Genomic DNA, 15,084 nt, shown 5'->3' with positions numbered 1-15,084 from the left:
GCTATATGCTGCAGCAAAAGACAGATCTTCTCCTCGTAGTAGAGTCGGAACATATTGAAGTAATACAGATATTTTGGAAAAACAGCGATCAGTCCTACTCGCTTGAGCGGAGTGTTCGGGCAGGGATTTTTCCGAACAAGAATGTCTACCGGTTCACGCTGCCCTCATACGCACGCTATGATTCGTTGCGAATCGATCCCTTTGACCGATCGTCGCACTACTCGCTCCGATCACTCGAATATCGCATTGCTGGAAAGCCGGTGCTCCTTCTTGATACCGGCGATGCCTTGCAACGGCATCTCGAGGAGAAATCTGGTGCATACCTGGAAAAAAAACCGTCTGGAGAGGGCCTGCTGATCGGCAGTACTGGCAATGATCCGCAACTGATCTTGTCGGTAAAGACGATCCCGCTCTTCCGGAAAGGGTATGCGGGGGTTCTTTTATGTGTGCTTGGCGTCGCCCTGATAACCGCATTTCTCCTGTTATCAGTGCTGAGAAGTCATCGCTATGAGTATTTTAAAAACGGAACGATAAAACGTCGTTTGCAGGTGGGGGCTCTTCTCGCCTCATGTTTTCTCACTGTTGTGATACCTGTTGCGTTGCCGGAGGAGCATCGCCTGTTTGTCTGGCTTGGCTATGTAGTTCTCCTGACTGCCTGGCTTTATGGCCTATCCGCTTACCTGATTGCCAGACCCGTCCCGGTGAAACAACCCATGAGTGGTGGGCGGCGATTTTCCTGGCTCATCTATTCTGTGCCAGGCTTGCTCGTCTTCACCGTCTATCTACTTGCGTTCTGGCCGGCATCGATGAGCCCCGACTCGCTCGACCAATGGGGCCAGCTGCTCAGGCTTAAATTCAAGGACTGGCATCCGGTATTCCACACCTTGAATATCTGGGCGGTCACGCGGTTTTGGCTGTCACCGGCAGCAGGAGCAGTGTTTCAGGTCATCGTACTGGCATGTTCGTTCGGCTGGGCGCTCTCAAGACTGGCGAGGGCCGGGGTAACGCGTCCGGTCTTGTGGGTGACGAGTATTTTCTTTGCCCTCTTGCCGGTAAATGGATTGATGGCCGTAACGATTTGGAAAGATATCCCTTACAGCGCGGCAATGATGATCCTGTCGATTTTGTTGTTGGAGATTGCGATCAGTTCCGGAAAGTGGCTGGAGTCGCGGAAAAATGCGGCTTTGATGATTCTGGTGATTCTTTTCATTTCTCTCTACCGGCATAACGGGATTTTTCCAGCATTTGCTACGCCCGTTGCGTTACTATTCGCCTTTCCAACACGATGGAAAAACCTAACAGTCATCCTCCTGATCGCCCTGGGGAGCCATTTTTTTGTCCGAGGACCGGTGTATGGTTGGCTGGACGTAGAGCGTGATAACCCGCTGGACTATATCGTCGAAAAATTGGAAAAACGTGTTCTGAAAAAAGTGGACAGTTTTTTCTCTCAATCTGACGTTCAGCCGGATAAGAAAGGTCCGACCGTCACTTCGAAAAAACCAAAGCAGCACAGACCGAAGTTCACGCTCACGGAAGTAGTCCTTTTCAGGCTTGATTCAAGCTCATTGCTCTGGAGGATCAAGCCCCTTGACGGGCATTACCGCCGGGTGGATTACGTGAACCTCTGGGGAGTGGCACGTCAGGACGAGTTCAAGATACGTTATATTACCGGGAACAAATACGATCTCCACGAATCACCGAAGGTGCCCGTTCTGACTGAGTGGATATATTCGCTGTTCGAACGATCGAAAGACGACCCGTACCTGTTTTGGATGTGGCGTCCGGCTGTTTATCTGTATTTCCTTATGTTTTCGTTGTTTATCTTTAGCGCGAGACACCCGTACAAGATTTGGTTCGTCATCGTACCCGTCGTTTTCAACTCAGCTCCCGTGTTGTTTTTTGCCAGCAGAAGTTCAATTTTCCGATATCATTATTCGATTCTCCTCACTGCTGTCGTTCTCACGTTGCCGCTTCTCTTGTCCACCTTGTCTCATCCAAAGGAGAGGCTCAGATGAAACTGATTATACAAATCCCGTGTTACAATGAAGAAAAAACATTGCCTATTGTTTTGCAAGGACTTCCGCGGCATGTGGAAGGTTTCACTTCAGTAGAATGGCTTTTGATTGACGATGGTTGCACGGATAATACGGTACGGGTGGCCCGGGAGCATGGGGTCGATCACTTCGTTCACTTCCGAAAAAACAGAGGGCTGGCAAAGGGGTTCATCGCCGGTTTGGATCAGTGTCTTAAACTGGGGGCGGATGTCATTGTCAACACTGACGCAGACAACCAATACAAGTCGGAGGATATCCCGAAACTCGTCAAGCCGATTCTCGAAGGACACGCCGATATCGTTGTCGGGAGCAGACCGATAGATGAAATAGAGCATTTCTCCCTGGTAAAGAAGGTTTTGCAGAAGGTTGGCAGTAGAATTGTCCGCATCGTCAGCAATACGAAAGTGAAGGACACAACCAGCGGTTTTCGGGCCATGAGCCGCGATGCTGCCATGAGAATGAATGTGTTCAATGAATACACCTATACACTTGAGACGGTAATTCAGGCGGGCCAGAAGAATCTGGCGATTATTTCGATTCCGATCGGAACGAACGATTATTTGCGCCCGTCCCGCCTCATGAGCAGTATTCCTTCTTATCTGCGAAAATCGGTTGCCACCATTGTCAGGATATTCGTTGTCTACAAATCGTTTCGTTTTTTTATGAGCATCGGGGTGGTGGTGTTCATGCTCGGAGTCTTGATCGGTTTGAGATTTCTCTTCCACCTATTATCCGGAAATGGCGATGGTCACATTCAATCGCTCATCCTGGCATCGGTTCTTCTGGGAGCAGGATTCCAGGTGATCCTTGTCGCTTTTATCTCCGATCTGTTGTCGGTCAATCGACGTTTATTGGAAGATATTCAATATCGTCTGAAAAAACTGGAGCAAAGACGTCGTTAAACGATTTTGCCGGCACTCAATCTTTCAGCACTATATCGTGAAAATTCTTTTTTGGGGCACATACGATACCGGAAAACCGCGAACGAGAATTTTGCTCAAAGGATTGCGTGAAAACGGTGTTGAGATACAACAATGTCATTATCCTCTCTGGGATGGTATCGAGGATAAGAGTCAGATTTCACGGTTGAGCAGCAAACTTTCATTTCTGCTTCGCTGGCTGCTTTGTTATCCGAAATTGATTGTTGCCTTTTGCAGGATGCCTCGTCCCGACGTCATTCTGGTGGGGTATTTGGGCCATCTGGATGTCATCGTCATTTGGCTATTTGCCAAACTGAGAAGGACGCCGATTGTTTGGGACGCTTTTCTTTCCCTTTATGATACGGTCGTCTGTGATCGGAAACTGGTACATAAGTTTCACCCTCTTGCCGGATTGTTGTACCTGTGGGAGTGGCTGGCATGCCGTGCTGCTGACATCGTTCTTCTCGATACCCGGGAACATGCGCGACACTTTGTAAAGCTCTATTCCCTACGTGAAGAAAAGACCGGCGTCGTTTTTGTCGGGGCCGAGCCTGCTGTGTTTCCCGGAGATGACCGTTCCGAGTGGGGTGGCCGAACGTCAGGCACCGTTTCCGTCCTTTTCTACGGACAGTTCATTCCGTTGCACGGCATAGAATTCATCGTGGAGGCAGCAGCGTTATTGCGGTCGGAACCAGTTTCCTGGATACTCATCGGACACGGACAGGAGGAAAAAAAGATACGGGAACTCATTGTTCGCCATCGCCTGGAAAAGATTGAGTGGGTGCCATGGGTTGCTTACGATGAACTGCACCGATGGATCCATCGCGTGGATGTGTGCCTTGGTATTTTTGGCCAATCCGGCAAGGCCGGAAGAGTCATACCAAATAAGGTTTTTCAGATCCTGTCGTGCGGAAAACCATTGATAACAAGAGATTCAATGGCAATGAGGGAATTGATCGAAAATCGTGTACACGGCGTGTATCTCATAAAACCGGGATCGCCGGAGAGCCTGGCGGAAGTGATCAGATCGATAGTTCGATCCGGAGGCGTCGATTTTGATCCTGCAGGCCTCGAGGGCATTAAAACGATGATTACGCCATATGCCGTTGGCGGACAGTTGATGAAGTATCTCCATCGAGCAACAGGTACCGGTTGATAAAATAGTGCGGCGTCGAGGAATTGTGCTTCATCCGGGAGAAAAATGGTAGCTTCAGGCACAGATAAGATATCGTGACAGCACGTGCTGCAAGACGAATACTATCTGATTCTTGCCGATCCTTGAGACGAGCATTGGACACACGTGTCACGGATTGTGAGCATTACGGGCTTTCTCGAGTAGATCATGGGTGGCTGCAGGAGGGATATTGATGTGTCGTGTCACAGGCGGTGAGAATTCTTGAACAGGTGACGTGCTGATAGAGTCAGAGGACCTGCCTAACGTTCTATTTGTGCGACGACCGCGTGTTGGAGCGTGTTGGGCCTCGAGAGTGAGGTTCTCAACTATAGTGCCGTATCCTACCTGCTCGGTGCTATAGTCGATGTTCAGGCGGTTCTCGAAAGAATGCGGTGCTGGTACGACGGGAACGGTAGAATCGTCATTTATGCTTATAACCACCGAGGTCCCTTTTGTTCCTATTGTGCTGCGAGACCAAACGCACCCCGGAGCAGCTTTTTTCAAAATTGGAATACCATGCCCGAGGTCAACAATTTTGTGACGTGGGTGGGAGGTAACTGATACTGTTTCGGTCTTCGTTCAAGAAGATCTGATGCCTCCACACGTATCGGCCAGAGAGATACCTGGTTGTACCTTTGCCCGGGTCGATTTTAACGGTAGTTACGATGCGGCATTGCTGACGCCAACCTGAGCTGATAAAACGATCCGTGAGAATAACGGGGAGTTTGGAAGATCAGAAATTTTGTTCAGGATCAAGGCGTGCGAGAACTCTGAGCCGAAGGTATATACATGGTATTTCGAGAATACAAAGTGATTTTTTAACGATAATATTGGGCGAGATGGCAGTTTTTCAAGGTTCCCCAAAATGTTAGAGCCCTGAGCAACATGAAGATATTAATGGTTATAGAGCGTTATCTGCCGATTTGGGGTGGCGCGGAAAATCAGCTCCAGCAATTGGCCACCAGGTTGAGTACAGCTGGATGCGAAATCAGTATTGTCACCAGGAGGTTTTCCGCAGACCTTAGCAAAGAGGAGTCTCTTGCCGGCCTGTCGGTCAGACGGGTCGGTGTCCCGGGGAGAGGCTGGATTTCTGAACTACTCTTCATTGCCGGACTCGCCATGTTCTCTTTCAGAAAGGCGGGCTCGTTCGATATCATTCACTCCCATGGTGCTTTGAAAATGGGGGCTGTTGTATCGTTTATTGCTCTTGCCCTGCGTAAGAAAGGTATTGCCAAAATTGCGACGGCAGGCCATGGTGCCCGACTTGATGGGGCGTGGTACCGCCCTGTTGTCCTGTTCTTCTTTCGCCGGATCCACGCAATTATCGCCATAAGCACTGAAATCGAAGAGGAAATGCGTCAGATGGCGATCGACCATGCCAAAATCGTCCGTATACCCAATGGAGTCGACTGTTCCCGTTTCACCGCAATGGAGACGCAGCAACGGATTGATTTTCGTAGTAGAATGGGGTTCGCTCAAACAGACGTGCTGGTGCTGTTCGTCGGTCGTCTGGTCCGGCGCAAAGGACTGGATCTGTTGCTCCGGTGCTGGCCAAGACTTTCACGAAGAGACAATCTGCATTTGCTTATTGTCGGCAGTGGAGAAAATCAGGAAGACTCGATCGAGCAGGAAATGAAAGAAGTCATCAAACGGGATTCGTTGCGGAATATTCATTTTCTCGGCGAGGTCACCAACCCGGAGAACTATGTGCCCAGTGCCGATGTCTTCATTTTCCCTTCGCGGCTGGAAGGCTTTCCCAATGTTCTGCTGGAGGCGATGGCCTCCGGTGTGCCGGTTGCCGCGTCGGCGATCGGTGGTACCGTCGATCTGATTGAGGATGGCCGGAACGGTTTATTATTCAATCGCGATGACGCCCGGCATCTCATTGATCAAGTCAACGTGCTTATTGATGATGCAGAACTGCGCGGTCGTCTGGGGAAAAACGGTCAGGCCGCAGTGAGACAAAAATACGCTTTCAAGATCATCACGCAGCAGTATCTGGATTTATACCGGCGACTCAATGCCTAGCCTGGTTTAAGGCTCAAGCGGGAGAATCATGTTCGATATTGTCAGAAAAGTGTTGCTACTCCTTGACAGGAAAGAAAAAAAACAATTACTGGTCCTTTTCCTTCTCCTGTCCTTCTCGTCGTTGATCGAGGTCGCGGGAATCGGATCCATAATGCCTTTTATCGCGATCGTGACCAATTCCGAAATCATTGCTGAAAACAGTTACCTCGAGGCAGTCTACCGATTTTTCAATTTCACCAGTCATAATCATTTTATCATTTTCGTCGGGTGCGGGGTGTTCCTCCTTCTTATCGTGACTAATGCAAGTAATGCTTTGATAACATGGCTTATTTATCACTATTCGTGGATGAGAAATTATTCTATTTCCAAAAGAATGCTAGAAAAGTACATATACTTGCCGTATGAATTTTTTTTAATGAGGAATACGTCTGATTTACGGAAAAATATTATAGAAGAAGTCAGGATGGTTGTTAACGGTGTTCTTCTTCAGTTGTTAACGGTAGCGAAAAACATCGTTTTCTCTGTCGTCGTTGTTCTGATGATCTTTTATGTCGATCCCCTTTTGGCGTTAACGATTACCCTGGTTTTAGGCGGAGCCTACGGGGTTCTGTTTGGTATCATCTACCGTAAACTTAAAAAATCCGGAAAGGTGCGATCAAAGTCAAACCGAATGAGATTCAAAGTTGCTGAAGAGGCATTCAATAGTATAAAATCATTGAAAATATTGGGGAGAGAACAGTTTTTTGTAGACGCTTTTGATAGACACTCGTTGAAATTGTCGAAGAGCCAGGCATATAAAAACATCGTGTCCCAGATTCCGAAATATCTTTTCGAAGTTCTGATCTTAGGGACCATTATGCTGATTATTCTTTATTTTCTCGTTGCCGAAAAGGAAATTGACTACCTGTTGCCGACCATGTCTCTGTATGCGTTTGCGGCGTATCGATTAATGCCGGCCATGCAACGTCTTTTTGCCGGCATATCCGATATACGTTTTTCGACAATGGCGCTCGACAATGTTTTCAATGACATGAGTGACTTGAAAGAGAAGGGCGGCTTTCGGGTGATCGCCCATGAAGACAATTGCGAAAAGCTCAGATTGAAGGAATCGATCAATGTGCACATTGGTTCTTTTCGTTATACGGGACAGACAGAGAAACTTTTCTCGGACGTGAGCCTTACAATCGGTGTCAACACTACCGTCGGATTTATCGGCTCAACCGGTGCTGGGAAAACGACGTTGATTGATATCATTCTCGGTTTACTGAGTCTTGAAGACGGGTGGTTGAAAATTGACGGACACCGAGTTGAGCGAAATGATATGAGAAAGTGGCAGAGAAACATCGGCTATGTGCCACAAGATATTTTCCTCGTTGACGATTCTGTCAAAAAAAATATTGCACTTGGTATTGATGATTCAGCCATTGACCACAACAGGGTCATCCAGGCTGCCAAGACGGCAAAAATCCACGATTTTATAGTCGCCCATCTTCCCGATGGGTACGATTCCACGGTAGGCGAGAGGGGAGTTCGACTCAGCGGAGGCCAGCGACAGCGTCTCGGCCTGGCCCGCTCACTGTATCATGAACCGCAGGTCCTGGTATTTGACGAAGCAACAAGTGCCCTCGACAACCTGACGGAGAAACAGGTTATGGAGGCTATTCAGGAATTGGCGGGGAAAAAGACCATTTTGATGATCGCCCACCGTCTTTCGACACTCAGGGAGTGTGATGTGATCTACGTACTGGACCGCGGCAGGATCGTATCTTCCGGCACCTATACAGATTTGCTGGAAAACTGTGATATCGTCAGGAACATGCACCAAACGCAGGGTGTAACATCTTGAAGTGAAAAATTATTTCCTGGATATCTGGCGGTGGCCAGCGAGACCGGTTCGGCAGAAGAGGGGAGAAGCCGTGGTGTCTTCTGTTAGGGAGTCACGCCACGACAATGCATTGGATTGCGGATAGACCCGCAAAGGTGCTCCCTCACCTCTTTAAATGATGTTCGGTCGTCGGAACACTATCATGTTCAAGAGCAGCTTATGAAGAAACTGGTAAAAAAACTGGCGGAGATAACAGCCCGGAACCCGGCCAGTTGGGCTGTACTCAATCATTCGGTAATAAAATTTTCGCTCTTCGTCGACTATTATCATTGGAAACAGTTCAGGAAAAATCTGCTCAATAGTGCTCTTGAGACGACCATACCTGATCTGACAGTCAGGCATGGTCCCTTCGCCGGAGTACAGTACCCCAGTTCCCAAGCAGTCGGGAGTGCCTTGTTTCCCAAACTATTGGGAAGCTACGAGACCGAACTGCATCCGATTATCTGCGGAACGGTGTTGAAGACAGACTATTCAGAAGTCATAGACGTGGGGTGCGCTGAAGGGTATTACGCAGTGGGGCTGTTGACACGGCATCCAAATACTATCGTGCATGCTTTTGACACCGAGCCGAGAGCCTTGGAAATGTGTCGGAAAATGGCTGAAATCAATCGCGTGTCAGACCGGTTGCGCTTGGGAGCAATGTGTACGGCGGAGACATTGGCGGAATTCCCCTTTACAGGAAAAGCTCTAATCATGTCCGATTGCGAAGGCTATGAAAAAGAGCTATTCACCGATAAAAACAGATCAACGCTAAAAGAACACGATCTGCTCGTTGAAGTCCATGACGGACATGCGCCAAATGTCTCAGACTATTTGAAAGATCTGTTCCGATCCACCCATCAGATCCACTCCATAGAACCCATTTCCGATCATAAAAAGGCGATTATCTACCAATATCCCGAGCTGTCTTCTTTTTCCTTTGATGAAAGAAAGATTCTCCTGGCAGAGCATCGAACGAATTGCACCGGCTGGCTCTTTCTGCAAAGCCAGTTCAATCGGTAATCAATAATTCTTTGAAGAGTAACGGAAAAAATCACGGCGGATTCTCGATACAAACAGGATATGACATGGAAATATATGGTACAACGCGTTGGCGCTTGCCGTTAGGAGGCAGCGTACCAATCGAACTGATTGCTCAACGGTCATTCCTCATAATGGGTATCCGGCCTTGCTGGCTGAGCTTTCCTCAACTGGAGCCGGTCAAGGCCAGCCCTCTGGTTGAACTGCCGGCCCTACGCTTCGCTCACTGGCTTCGCAAAAACGGATCGGGGAAAAAGGCCGTGGAGCACTTCGCACTTGCTAGGCATAACGGCCCGGTTTGCTCACAAGAGTTCTGTTTCCGGGTTGTTTCTGGCATAAACGGCATCTGCCAGGATGCGCTCATGTAATCTGGAAAAAAGATGATTGCTTTCCGTCGTGTATTGCACGCATTTTATAAGAAAAGTAAGGGGCTCTCATTACTTACGGCAGAACTGCGGAGACAACAGTGGCTTCCTCCTGAATCGATTCAAGAGATTCAGGAGCAGCGCTTGACGCATCTTCTCGCTTACGCAGCAGACTATTGTCCGTATTACCAAGATCTTTTTTTCCAGGTGGGGCTGGTGCGTGACGGCAGTGTCTGCCTGGAGCGCTTCAGCGACCTGCCGCTGCTGGATAAGCCGTTGATTCGGGAACATTTCGACCGGCTGAAAAGCACCGACCTTGCCAGCAGGCGATGGTTTTTCAAAACGACGGGCGGCTCCACCGGGCAGCCGTTGAAAGTGATTCACGATGCGGAACGAGCCAGGTGGATAGAAGCCGTGCGGGATATTCACAATGAGTGGTGCTCGATTGTATTCGGCGATTCAAAGTTGCGGTTATGGGGATCCGAGCGGGATTTGTTTTTCGGACGGGAGCCGGCTCTGGTTCGCTTGAATCGATATCTGACCAACACCACATGGTTGAACGCATTTCGCATGACCCCTGAACGCATGCGGGAATACGTTGACATCATAAATAGTGGCAGACCACGCCATATCAAGGGGTATGCCCATTGCCTGTTCGAATTTTGCCGATATGTCAGCGATATGGGTCTTAATGTGCATTCGCCCACGTCGATCATCAGCGCGGCCGGTACGCTCACGCCATTGATGCGGAAAGAAATCGAAACCGTGTTTCAGACAAAGGTGTTTGACAGTTATGGCAGCAGGGAAATCCAGGCGATGGCGTTTGAATGCGAAGCGCATCAGGGATTACATGTCACTGCTCCATTGGTCTATTGTGAAATTCTCCGGCCGGATGGAACAACGGCTCAACCCGGTGAGCTCGGAGAAATCGTCTTGACACCATTTTTCAACTACGCGATGCCGCTCGTCAGATATCGCATTGGTGACATGGGCATATGGACAGGTAAACCCTGCTCCTGCGGTCGATCATGGCCTCTCTTGGCAGAGGTTTCCGGGCGAGTGACAGAGTGCTTTTACCGTAAAGATGGCGGCGTGGTGCCACCTGAATATTTTATTCATCTGGTGGGAGTGGTGCTGAATGACGGATGGATTGAGAAATTTCAGGTAATTCAAAACAGTCACGACCTGATTACCGTAAAGCTGGTGTGCGATGATACGGTATCGAATCCCGCCGGAGAGTATGCCAACAGGCTGTCTGAGCTCAGGGACAAGATCAAGTTGGTCATGGAGTCGGATTGTTCGGTTGATTTCGCTTTTGTCGAAGAGATACCCGAGAGTGTGTCGGGAAAATATTTTTATACGCAGTCACTGATTACCAGAGCTTCAGCCTGAGGACCTTTGGTCCTGGCATTGTCTGGAGATATCTCTGATTGACAGGCAATGGCAGTGTTCCTGATCACCGGGTTCAAATTCGTTTTGGTTCCTGATAAAAGCCATCGAGAGCAGAAAAGCGCCATGATAAAACAGCTGCTGGGCCCGTTCAGAAAGATACTCAGAATTGCTAAATTTCTAAATGATCCCGGGCATTACTATTCGAACGTGGAAAATCTAAAACGAAATGGAATGAAAATCGGGAATAATGTCCAGATACTTCACGGAACTATTCTCGATTCGTCCAGGCCTTTTCTCATTGAGATCGGAAACAACGTAACCTTTGCGCCGCGGTGTCATATTCTTACCCACGATGCGTCAATGGAGCTTTTCCTGAAAAAGACGCGTATCGGGAAAGTGAAAATTTTTGACAATTGCTTTATTGGCGCCGGTACCATTATTCTTCCCGGCGTCAGTATCGGCCCCAACTCGATCGTCGGAGCCGGCTCTGTCGTTTCTAGAGACGTGCCGGCCAACAGTGTTGCCGTCGGGAATCCGGTACACGTAGTCTCCCGAATCGACGAATTCCTGGAACGGCACCGGGATGCGGATCAGGCGCACCCCCACTACCCCTATCCTGAATACCATGGCAAGTGGATATCCCCACAAAATGCCATGAAGATGGCAGATGAGCTGGATGGTACACACGGCTACAGTGTCGGGGCGAAACAGCGGCATTGATTGCGGTGTCCCGTCAACTGTTACACATCTACGGTCTCTGGTAGCCAGTGTGAAAGCGTTCAAAAGAGTTTTTTCATGGAAAGATTCACGGTCGTGGCACGAGAATATAATTGGAAACATCTTGATTCTTTGCCGGAGAGCGAATAGATACTGTCGTTTATAAGAACGCAAGGGCTACCGACACCTGACGACTTACCCTTGAGTCGCCCTTGATACATCGCCTGACAAATACCAAACCTATTCAAAAGTGCTCTGTCGATGAACACAGTGCGGTATTTGGTAATACCCGGGTTCCCGAAGTGCGGTACCACGAGTTTGCACGGCTGGCTAGTCGCTCATCCTGAAATTCTCGGCGCCAAGGTCAAAGAACCGTCTTACCTGATGGACAAGGACTATCCTTTCAGGGATGGATTGCGTAACTATGTGCGCCAGGGGATGCCGGGATATCGCCAGTGCTGGGATACTGAGAGAATAGCCGCACCTATTCGACTGCTACTGGATGCCAGTACCCACTATATTTTTCAAAACACAGCCCTCAGGGCGCTTTCCCAGCAGACCCCTCTTCCGTACGTCATTGTTGTTCTGCGCAAACCTGAGGACAGGGTTTACTCGGCGTTTCGATTTGCCAAATATACACGTGAAACGATTGATCCAAATCTCTCGTTTTCCGAGTATGTGCAGTATGCCAGGCTCAGAGACGAGACGGCGTTTCGCGGCAGAATAAAAGGTACGGCTGCTTATATCTTCGCCCGGCAGCTAGATCGAAGCCATTACGTAAAGTATCTTCGCCCCTGGGCCTCTAGCTTCGGTGAAAATTTCAAGGTGCTGGTCCTGGAAAACTTTACCGCCAATCCTGCACTCCACATGCGAGAATTGGCGACATACTTAAATATAGATCCGGAATTTTATCGAAACTTTCAATTCAACATTCTTAATGTGACAAAACCGAGAAAAAAATCAATTATTTTAGGGATGTTCGATCGGTTTTTCGCGCATGATGAGCAGCTGGCACGTCATTCTAAAGATGATGATCGGGTTTTGCTGGAACTCAAGGAGGACTACAAGGAAAGCAATGAAAAACTCGCTGCTGAATTCGGAATCGATCTGTCAACATGGTCTTGATTGAGAATCTGGTCGATACGGTGGCAAACAAACCGATATCTCCAAAGGCCGGAGAAAGTGCTGAAGGGAAAGGTATGTGCGGGTCTCGTCGCTGTGTCATAAAGACACTCTGGATAGGGCAGGAGTTGTCTGTCCTCGAACAGTTGTCTCTGCGATCCTTTCTCTCCTGTGGCCATACTGTGGAACTTTTCGTCTACCAGAATGTCAAAAATGTCCCTTCGGGAGTACGCCTGCGCGATGCCGGGGAGATCCTGGATGAATCACTGGTCTTCCGGCACAAAAGAGGGGGGGGGGTATCCGGATTTGCCAACTGGTTCCGCTATGTGCTTCTTTTGCAGGAGGGAGGCATGTGGGTTGATACCGATGTGATTTGCCTCAAGCCGTTCGATTTTCAGCAGCGGCTCGTGTTCGGCAGGCAGGATACTTATATGATCAACAACGCTGTCCTGGGCGGGCAACCGGGAGAAGAGCTTTTCAGGATTATGGCCCGGCAAGCGGAATCCCCGAATACCCGGCTCCCCTATGACGATATAAAGGAACGGCGAATAAAATGGATAAGGAAGTACTTGCAGAGGAACAGGAGAAACAATATCAAAAGAGGCGAGAATGGTCCGAGAGGTATTACAAAAGCAATTAATTTTCTCGGATTACAACAGCTTGCCTTGCCGTATACAGCATTTTACCCCATTCATCCCAAGTGCTGGGACGCTATTTTTGATTCCACGTATCGTGATGTGGAGAAATTTTTCCCTGAAAGTTATGCTATCCACTTGTGGAACGAAATGATCTGTAACGGATCCGGCATCGACAAGAATGCGACATTTGCAGCTCCTTCGCTGATTGAAGCGTTGAAATCACGGTATTTATGATGGGGTGCCCTCCCGTTTGCTATTTCACCGAAACATAGGTAGTTCTGTCGTCTGCTAGTGACTGGGGGGAATTTTAACAGGTGTCAACCAAGAGGCGATTAAGATTTCCCATGCTTACCTTGTCGCGAGCATTCTTGGCCGCTGGGTGGGTATTCATTTATTTTGATGTTATGGCAACAAATCAGCATCAGGATATCAGGTGACGATCTTTGCTGCTATCCTCGTGCAAGAGCGGTTTCATCACCTCTTATTTCCCAATTACATAGGACTTTTTCCAGTTTCGTAGTAAAGCAACTAATGAAAATCAGGCCAATAAGCAATTTCTAATTCAGGAAAAAGATCCATTGTTTCTGTGACGTCATCTCGGAAATATTCCACCAGACGGAGACGCTCTTCTTTTTCAAATTTCGGCAGAACATAGTCTTTCTTGTTAACCACTAGAGAGGCTCCGCCCTCCGGCACAAAATCGGGGTCCACGCCGAGAAAAGCAAAGGTCTTTCGTATCTCGTCCCTATAACTTGTCTTGTTTTTTTCATATAGGAGGACCAGTATCTGGTCTCTTCGATAGTATTTGAGCAGTTGTTTCAGTCCAGGAGCGTAACGACTGTGCAAGGCGGCTTCAGTCATTACCTGGAATGTCAAAAACAGTTTTTCTGCATTTTTAGCAACTCTTAACAGCTTGCCCCTGTTCCTGACAAGGTGATTCATGTGTGACAAGGTGCGGTCAATTGGATTACGCAATATGACGATAATCTTGGCCGCCGATGTTGTTCGTGCGATATGAGAAAGACACGTCGGGTAGCTCAAGTACATGGTTGAAAATTCCCCGCAAATCGATCCTTCTGGGGCGGCGAATGCCTGCAGATAGGTATCGATTTCTTGCTGCGCCATTCCCCGCATGGGCATGTGTAGAAAATACATCAGTTCTTTACTGAACCCGCCGAAAGCGACTTGTTTCACTCGTAACCGGTTGTCCACGATATCCGGGTGGCTGATCATCAGGTCGTACCACCACGTGGTTCCAGCCTTGGGAACGCCCACCCCGATAAAGGAAGGGGGAACTACCTTCCAACCTTCCGGTAGAGGGGTCAAGTCTTCTAACCTGAAAGCTCTTCCCATCGGCGGTTCAGTGAGTTTTCTCATCCACTTTTGACGCCAATTGATCCTTTTTAGTAAATTCATGATAAATAATCGGCTCTTCGTCGTTTCAAGTGGATTTGAGCAGATTACCAACCGGTGAGGCGATCAGGTAAATCATGCTGATAAATGTCTGTGGGTTCCGATACCCTCTGGCCCGTGCTTTGGCTGCCTGGAAAATGCTATTCAAGCCTTCCAGGCGAGCATTGCTGTGGCCCGACTGCCACCGTGATTCAATCGCCTGGCGGTGCCTGATCACTGTTTCGATTGCGGAGATGATCGGCTTTAACACCGGTGATCTGGTCAAATCGGTCTCTGCCATGCACAGTAGAAAATTGCTCAAGCGCCACTTGGCTGCCTGCGGGGTTGCTGCTTTTCGGACCCAACGCAACCGCTCT

The 15,084-nt window shown here is 48.7% G+C and carries 12 protein-coding genes; 10 read left to right on the top strand and 2 right to left on the bottom strand.

The window, feature by feature from the left end:
* Positions 1–5 precede the first annotated feature (5 nt).
* From BUC26_RS11490 to BUC26_RS11440, 10 genes are all read left to right on the top strand, one after another.
* Positions 6–2,015, top strand: a complete 2,010-nt coding sequence (locus BUC26_RS11490) for a hypothetical protein (protein ID WP_143165990.1) — start codon at positions 6–8, stop codon at positions 2,013–2,015.
* Positions 2,012–2,956: a glycosyltransferase family 2 protein gene (locus tag BUC26_RS11485; protein ID WP_073376156.1), complete on the top strand. Its 945-nt coding sequence runs from the start codon at positions 2,012–2,014 to the stop codon at positions 2,954–2,956. The genes BUC26_RS11490 and BUC26_RS11485 overlap by 4 nt, the downstream gene beginning before the upstream one ends.
* Positions 2,957–2,993: 37 nt before the next feature.
* Positions 2,994–4,130, top strand: coding sequence for a glycosyltransferase (locus tag BUC26_RS11480; RefSeq protein ID WP_143165989.1), 1,137 nt, complete (start codon positions 2,994–2,996; stop codon positions 4,128–4,130).
* Positions 4,131–5,033: 903 nt separating this feature from the next.
* Positions 5,034–6,176, top strand: coding sequence for a glycosyltransferase family 4 protein (locus tag BUC26_RS11475; RefSeq protein WP_084540612.1), 1,143 nt, complete (start codon positions 5,034–5,036; stop codon positions 6,174–6,176).
* 28 nt (positions 6,177–6,204) lie between these two features.
* Positions 6,205–8,022, top strand: coding sequence for an ABC transporter ATP-binding protein (locus BUC26_RS11470; protein WP_073376150.1), 1,818 nt, complete (start codon positions 6,205–6,207; stop codon positions 8,020–8,022).
* Between the two features lie 198 nt (positions 8,023–8,220).
* Positions 8,221–9,063, top strand: a complete 843-nt coding sequence (locus BUC26_RS11465) for a methyltransferase (RefSeq protein ID WP_073376149.1) — start codon at positions 8,221–8,223, stop codon at positions 9,061–9,063.
* Between the two features lie 398 nt (positions 9,064–9,461).
* On the top strand, positions 9,462–10,838 hold the full coding sequence (locus BUC26_RS11455; protein ID WP_143165988.1) for a phenylacetate--CoA ligase family protein: 1,377 nt from the start codon (positions 9,462–9,464) through the stop codon (positions 10,836–10,838).
* Between the two features lie 48 nt (positions 10,839–10,886).
* Complete coding sequence (locus BUC26_RS24410) at positions 10,887–11,558, top strand: DapH/DapD/GlmU-related protein (RefSeq protein ID WP_084540611.1); 672 nt, start codon at positions 10,887–10,889, stop codon at positions 11,556–11,558.
* Positions 11,559–11,816: 258 nt separating this feature from the next.
* Positions 11,817–12,680: a sulfotransferase domain-containing protein gene (locus BUC26_RS11445; protein WP_073376143.1), complete on the top strand. Its 864-nt coding sequence runs from the start codon at positions 11,817–11,819 to the stop codon at positions 12,678–12,680.
* Positions 12,671–13,549: a glycosyltransferase gene (locus BUC26_RS11440; RefSeq protein WP_073376142.1), complete on the top strand. Its 879-nt coding sequence runs from the start codon at positions 12,671–12,673 to the stop codon at positions 13,547–13,549. The genes BUC26_RS11445 and BUC26_RS11440 overlap by 10 nt, the downstream gene beginning before the upstream one ends.
* A gap of 294 nt (positions 13,550–13,843) precedes the next feature.
* Here BUC26_RS11440 and BUC26_RS11435 read toward each other — a convergent pair whose 3' ends face one another.
* Positions 13,844–14,731, bottom strand: a complete 888-nt coding sequence (locus BUC26_RS11435) for a sulfotransferase domain-containing protein (RefSeq protein ID WP_084540610.1) — start codon at positions 14,729–14,731, stop codon at positions 13,844–13,846.
* A gap of 25 nt (positions 14,732–14,756) precedes the next feature.
* Positions 14,757–15,084 (bottom strand): transposase (locus BUC26_RS11430; protein WP_143165987.1); only part of this gene is annotated, 328 nt, incomplete at its 5' end.

This window comes from Desulfofustis glycolicus DSM 9705, assembly GCF_900130015.1.
GTDB lineage: Bacteria > Desulfobacterota > Desulfobulbia > Desulfobulbales > Desulfocapsaceae > Desulfofustis > Desulfofustis glycolicus.
This window is presented reverse-complemented; position numbering and strand designations above follow the sequence as displayed.

What these genes read in the sequence shown, in the direction of transcription:
- BUC26_RS11455 (WP_143165988.1), top strand. Translation starts at nt 9,462, where the DNA reads ATGATTGCTTTCCGTCGTGTATTGCACGCATTTTATAAGAAAAGTAAG.
- BUC26_RS11485 (WP_073376156.1), top strand. Translation starts at nt 2,012, where the DNA reads ATGAAACTGATTATACAAATCCCGTGTTACAATGAAGAAAAAACATTG.
- BUC26_RS11445 (WP_073376143.1), top strand. Translation starts at nt 11,817, where the DNA reads ATGAACACAGTGCGGTATTTGGTAATACCCGGGTTCCCGAAGTGCGGT.
- BUC26_RS11490 (WP_143165990.1), top strand. Translation starts at nt 6, where the DNA reads ATGCTGCAGCAAAAGACAGATCTTCTCCTCGTAGTAGAGTCGGAACAT.
- BUC26_RS11475 (WP_084540612.1), top strand. Translation starts at nt 5,034, where the DNA reads ATGAAGATATTAATGGTTATAGAGCGTTATCTGCCGATTTGGGGTGGC.
- BUC26_RS11440 (WP_073376142.1), top strand. Translation starts at nt 12,671, where the DNA reads ATGGTCTTGATTGAGAATCTGGTCGATACGGTGGCAAACAAACCGATA.
- BUC26_RS11435 (WP_084540610.1), bottom strand. Translation starts at nt 14,731, where the DNA reads ATGAATTTACTAAAAAGGATCAATTGGCGTCAAAAGTGGATGAGAAAA.
- BUC26_RS11465 (WP_073376149.1), top strand. Translation starts at nt 8,221, where the DNA reads ATGAAGAAACTGGTAAAAAAACTGGCGGAGATAACAGCCCGGAACCCG.
- BUC26_RS11470 (WP_073376150.1), top strand. Translation starts at nt 6,205, where the DNA reads ATGTTCGATATTGTCAGAAAAGTGTTGCTACTCCTTGACAGGAAAGAA.
- BUC26_RS24410 (WP_084540611.1), top strand. Translation starts at nt 10,887, where the DNA reads ATGGCAGTGTTCCTGATCACCGGGTTCAAATTCGTTTTGGTTCCTGAT.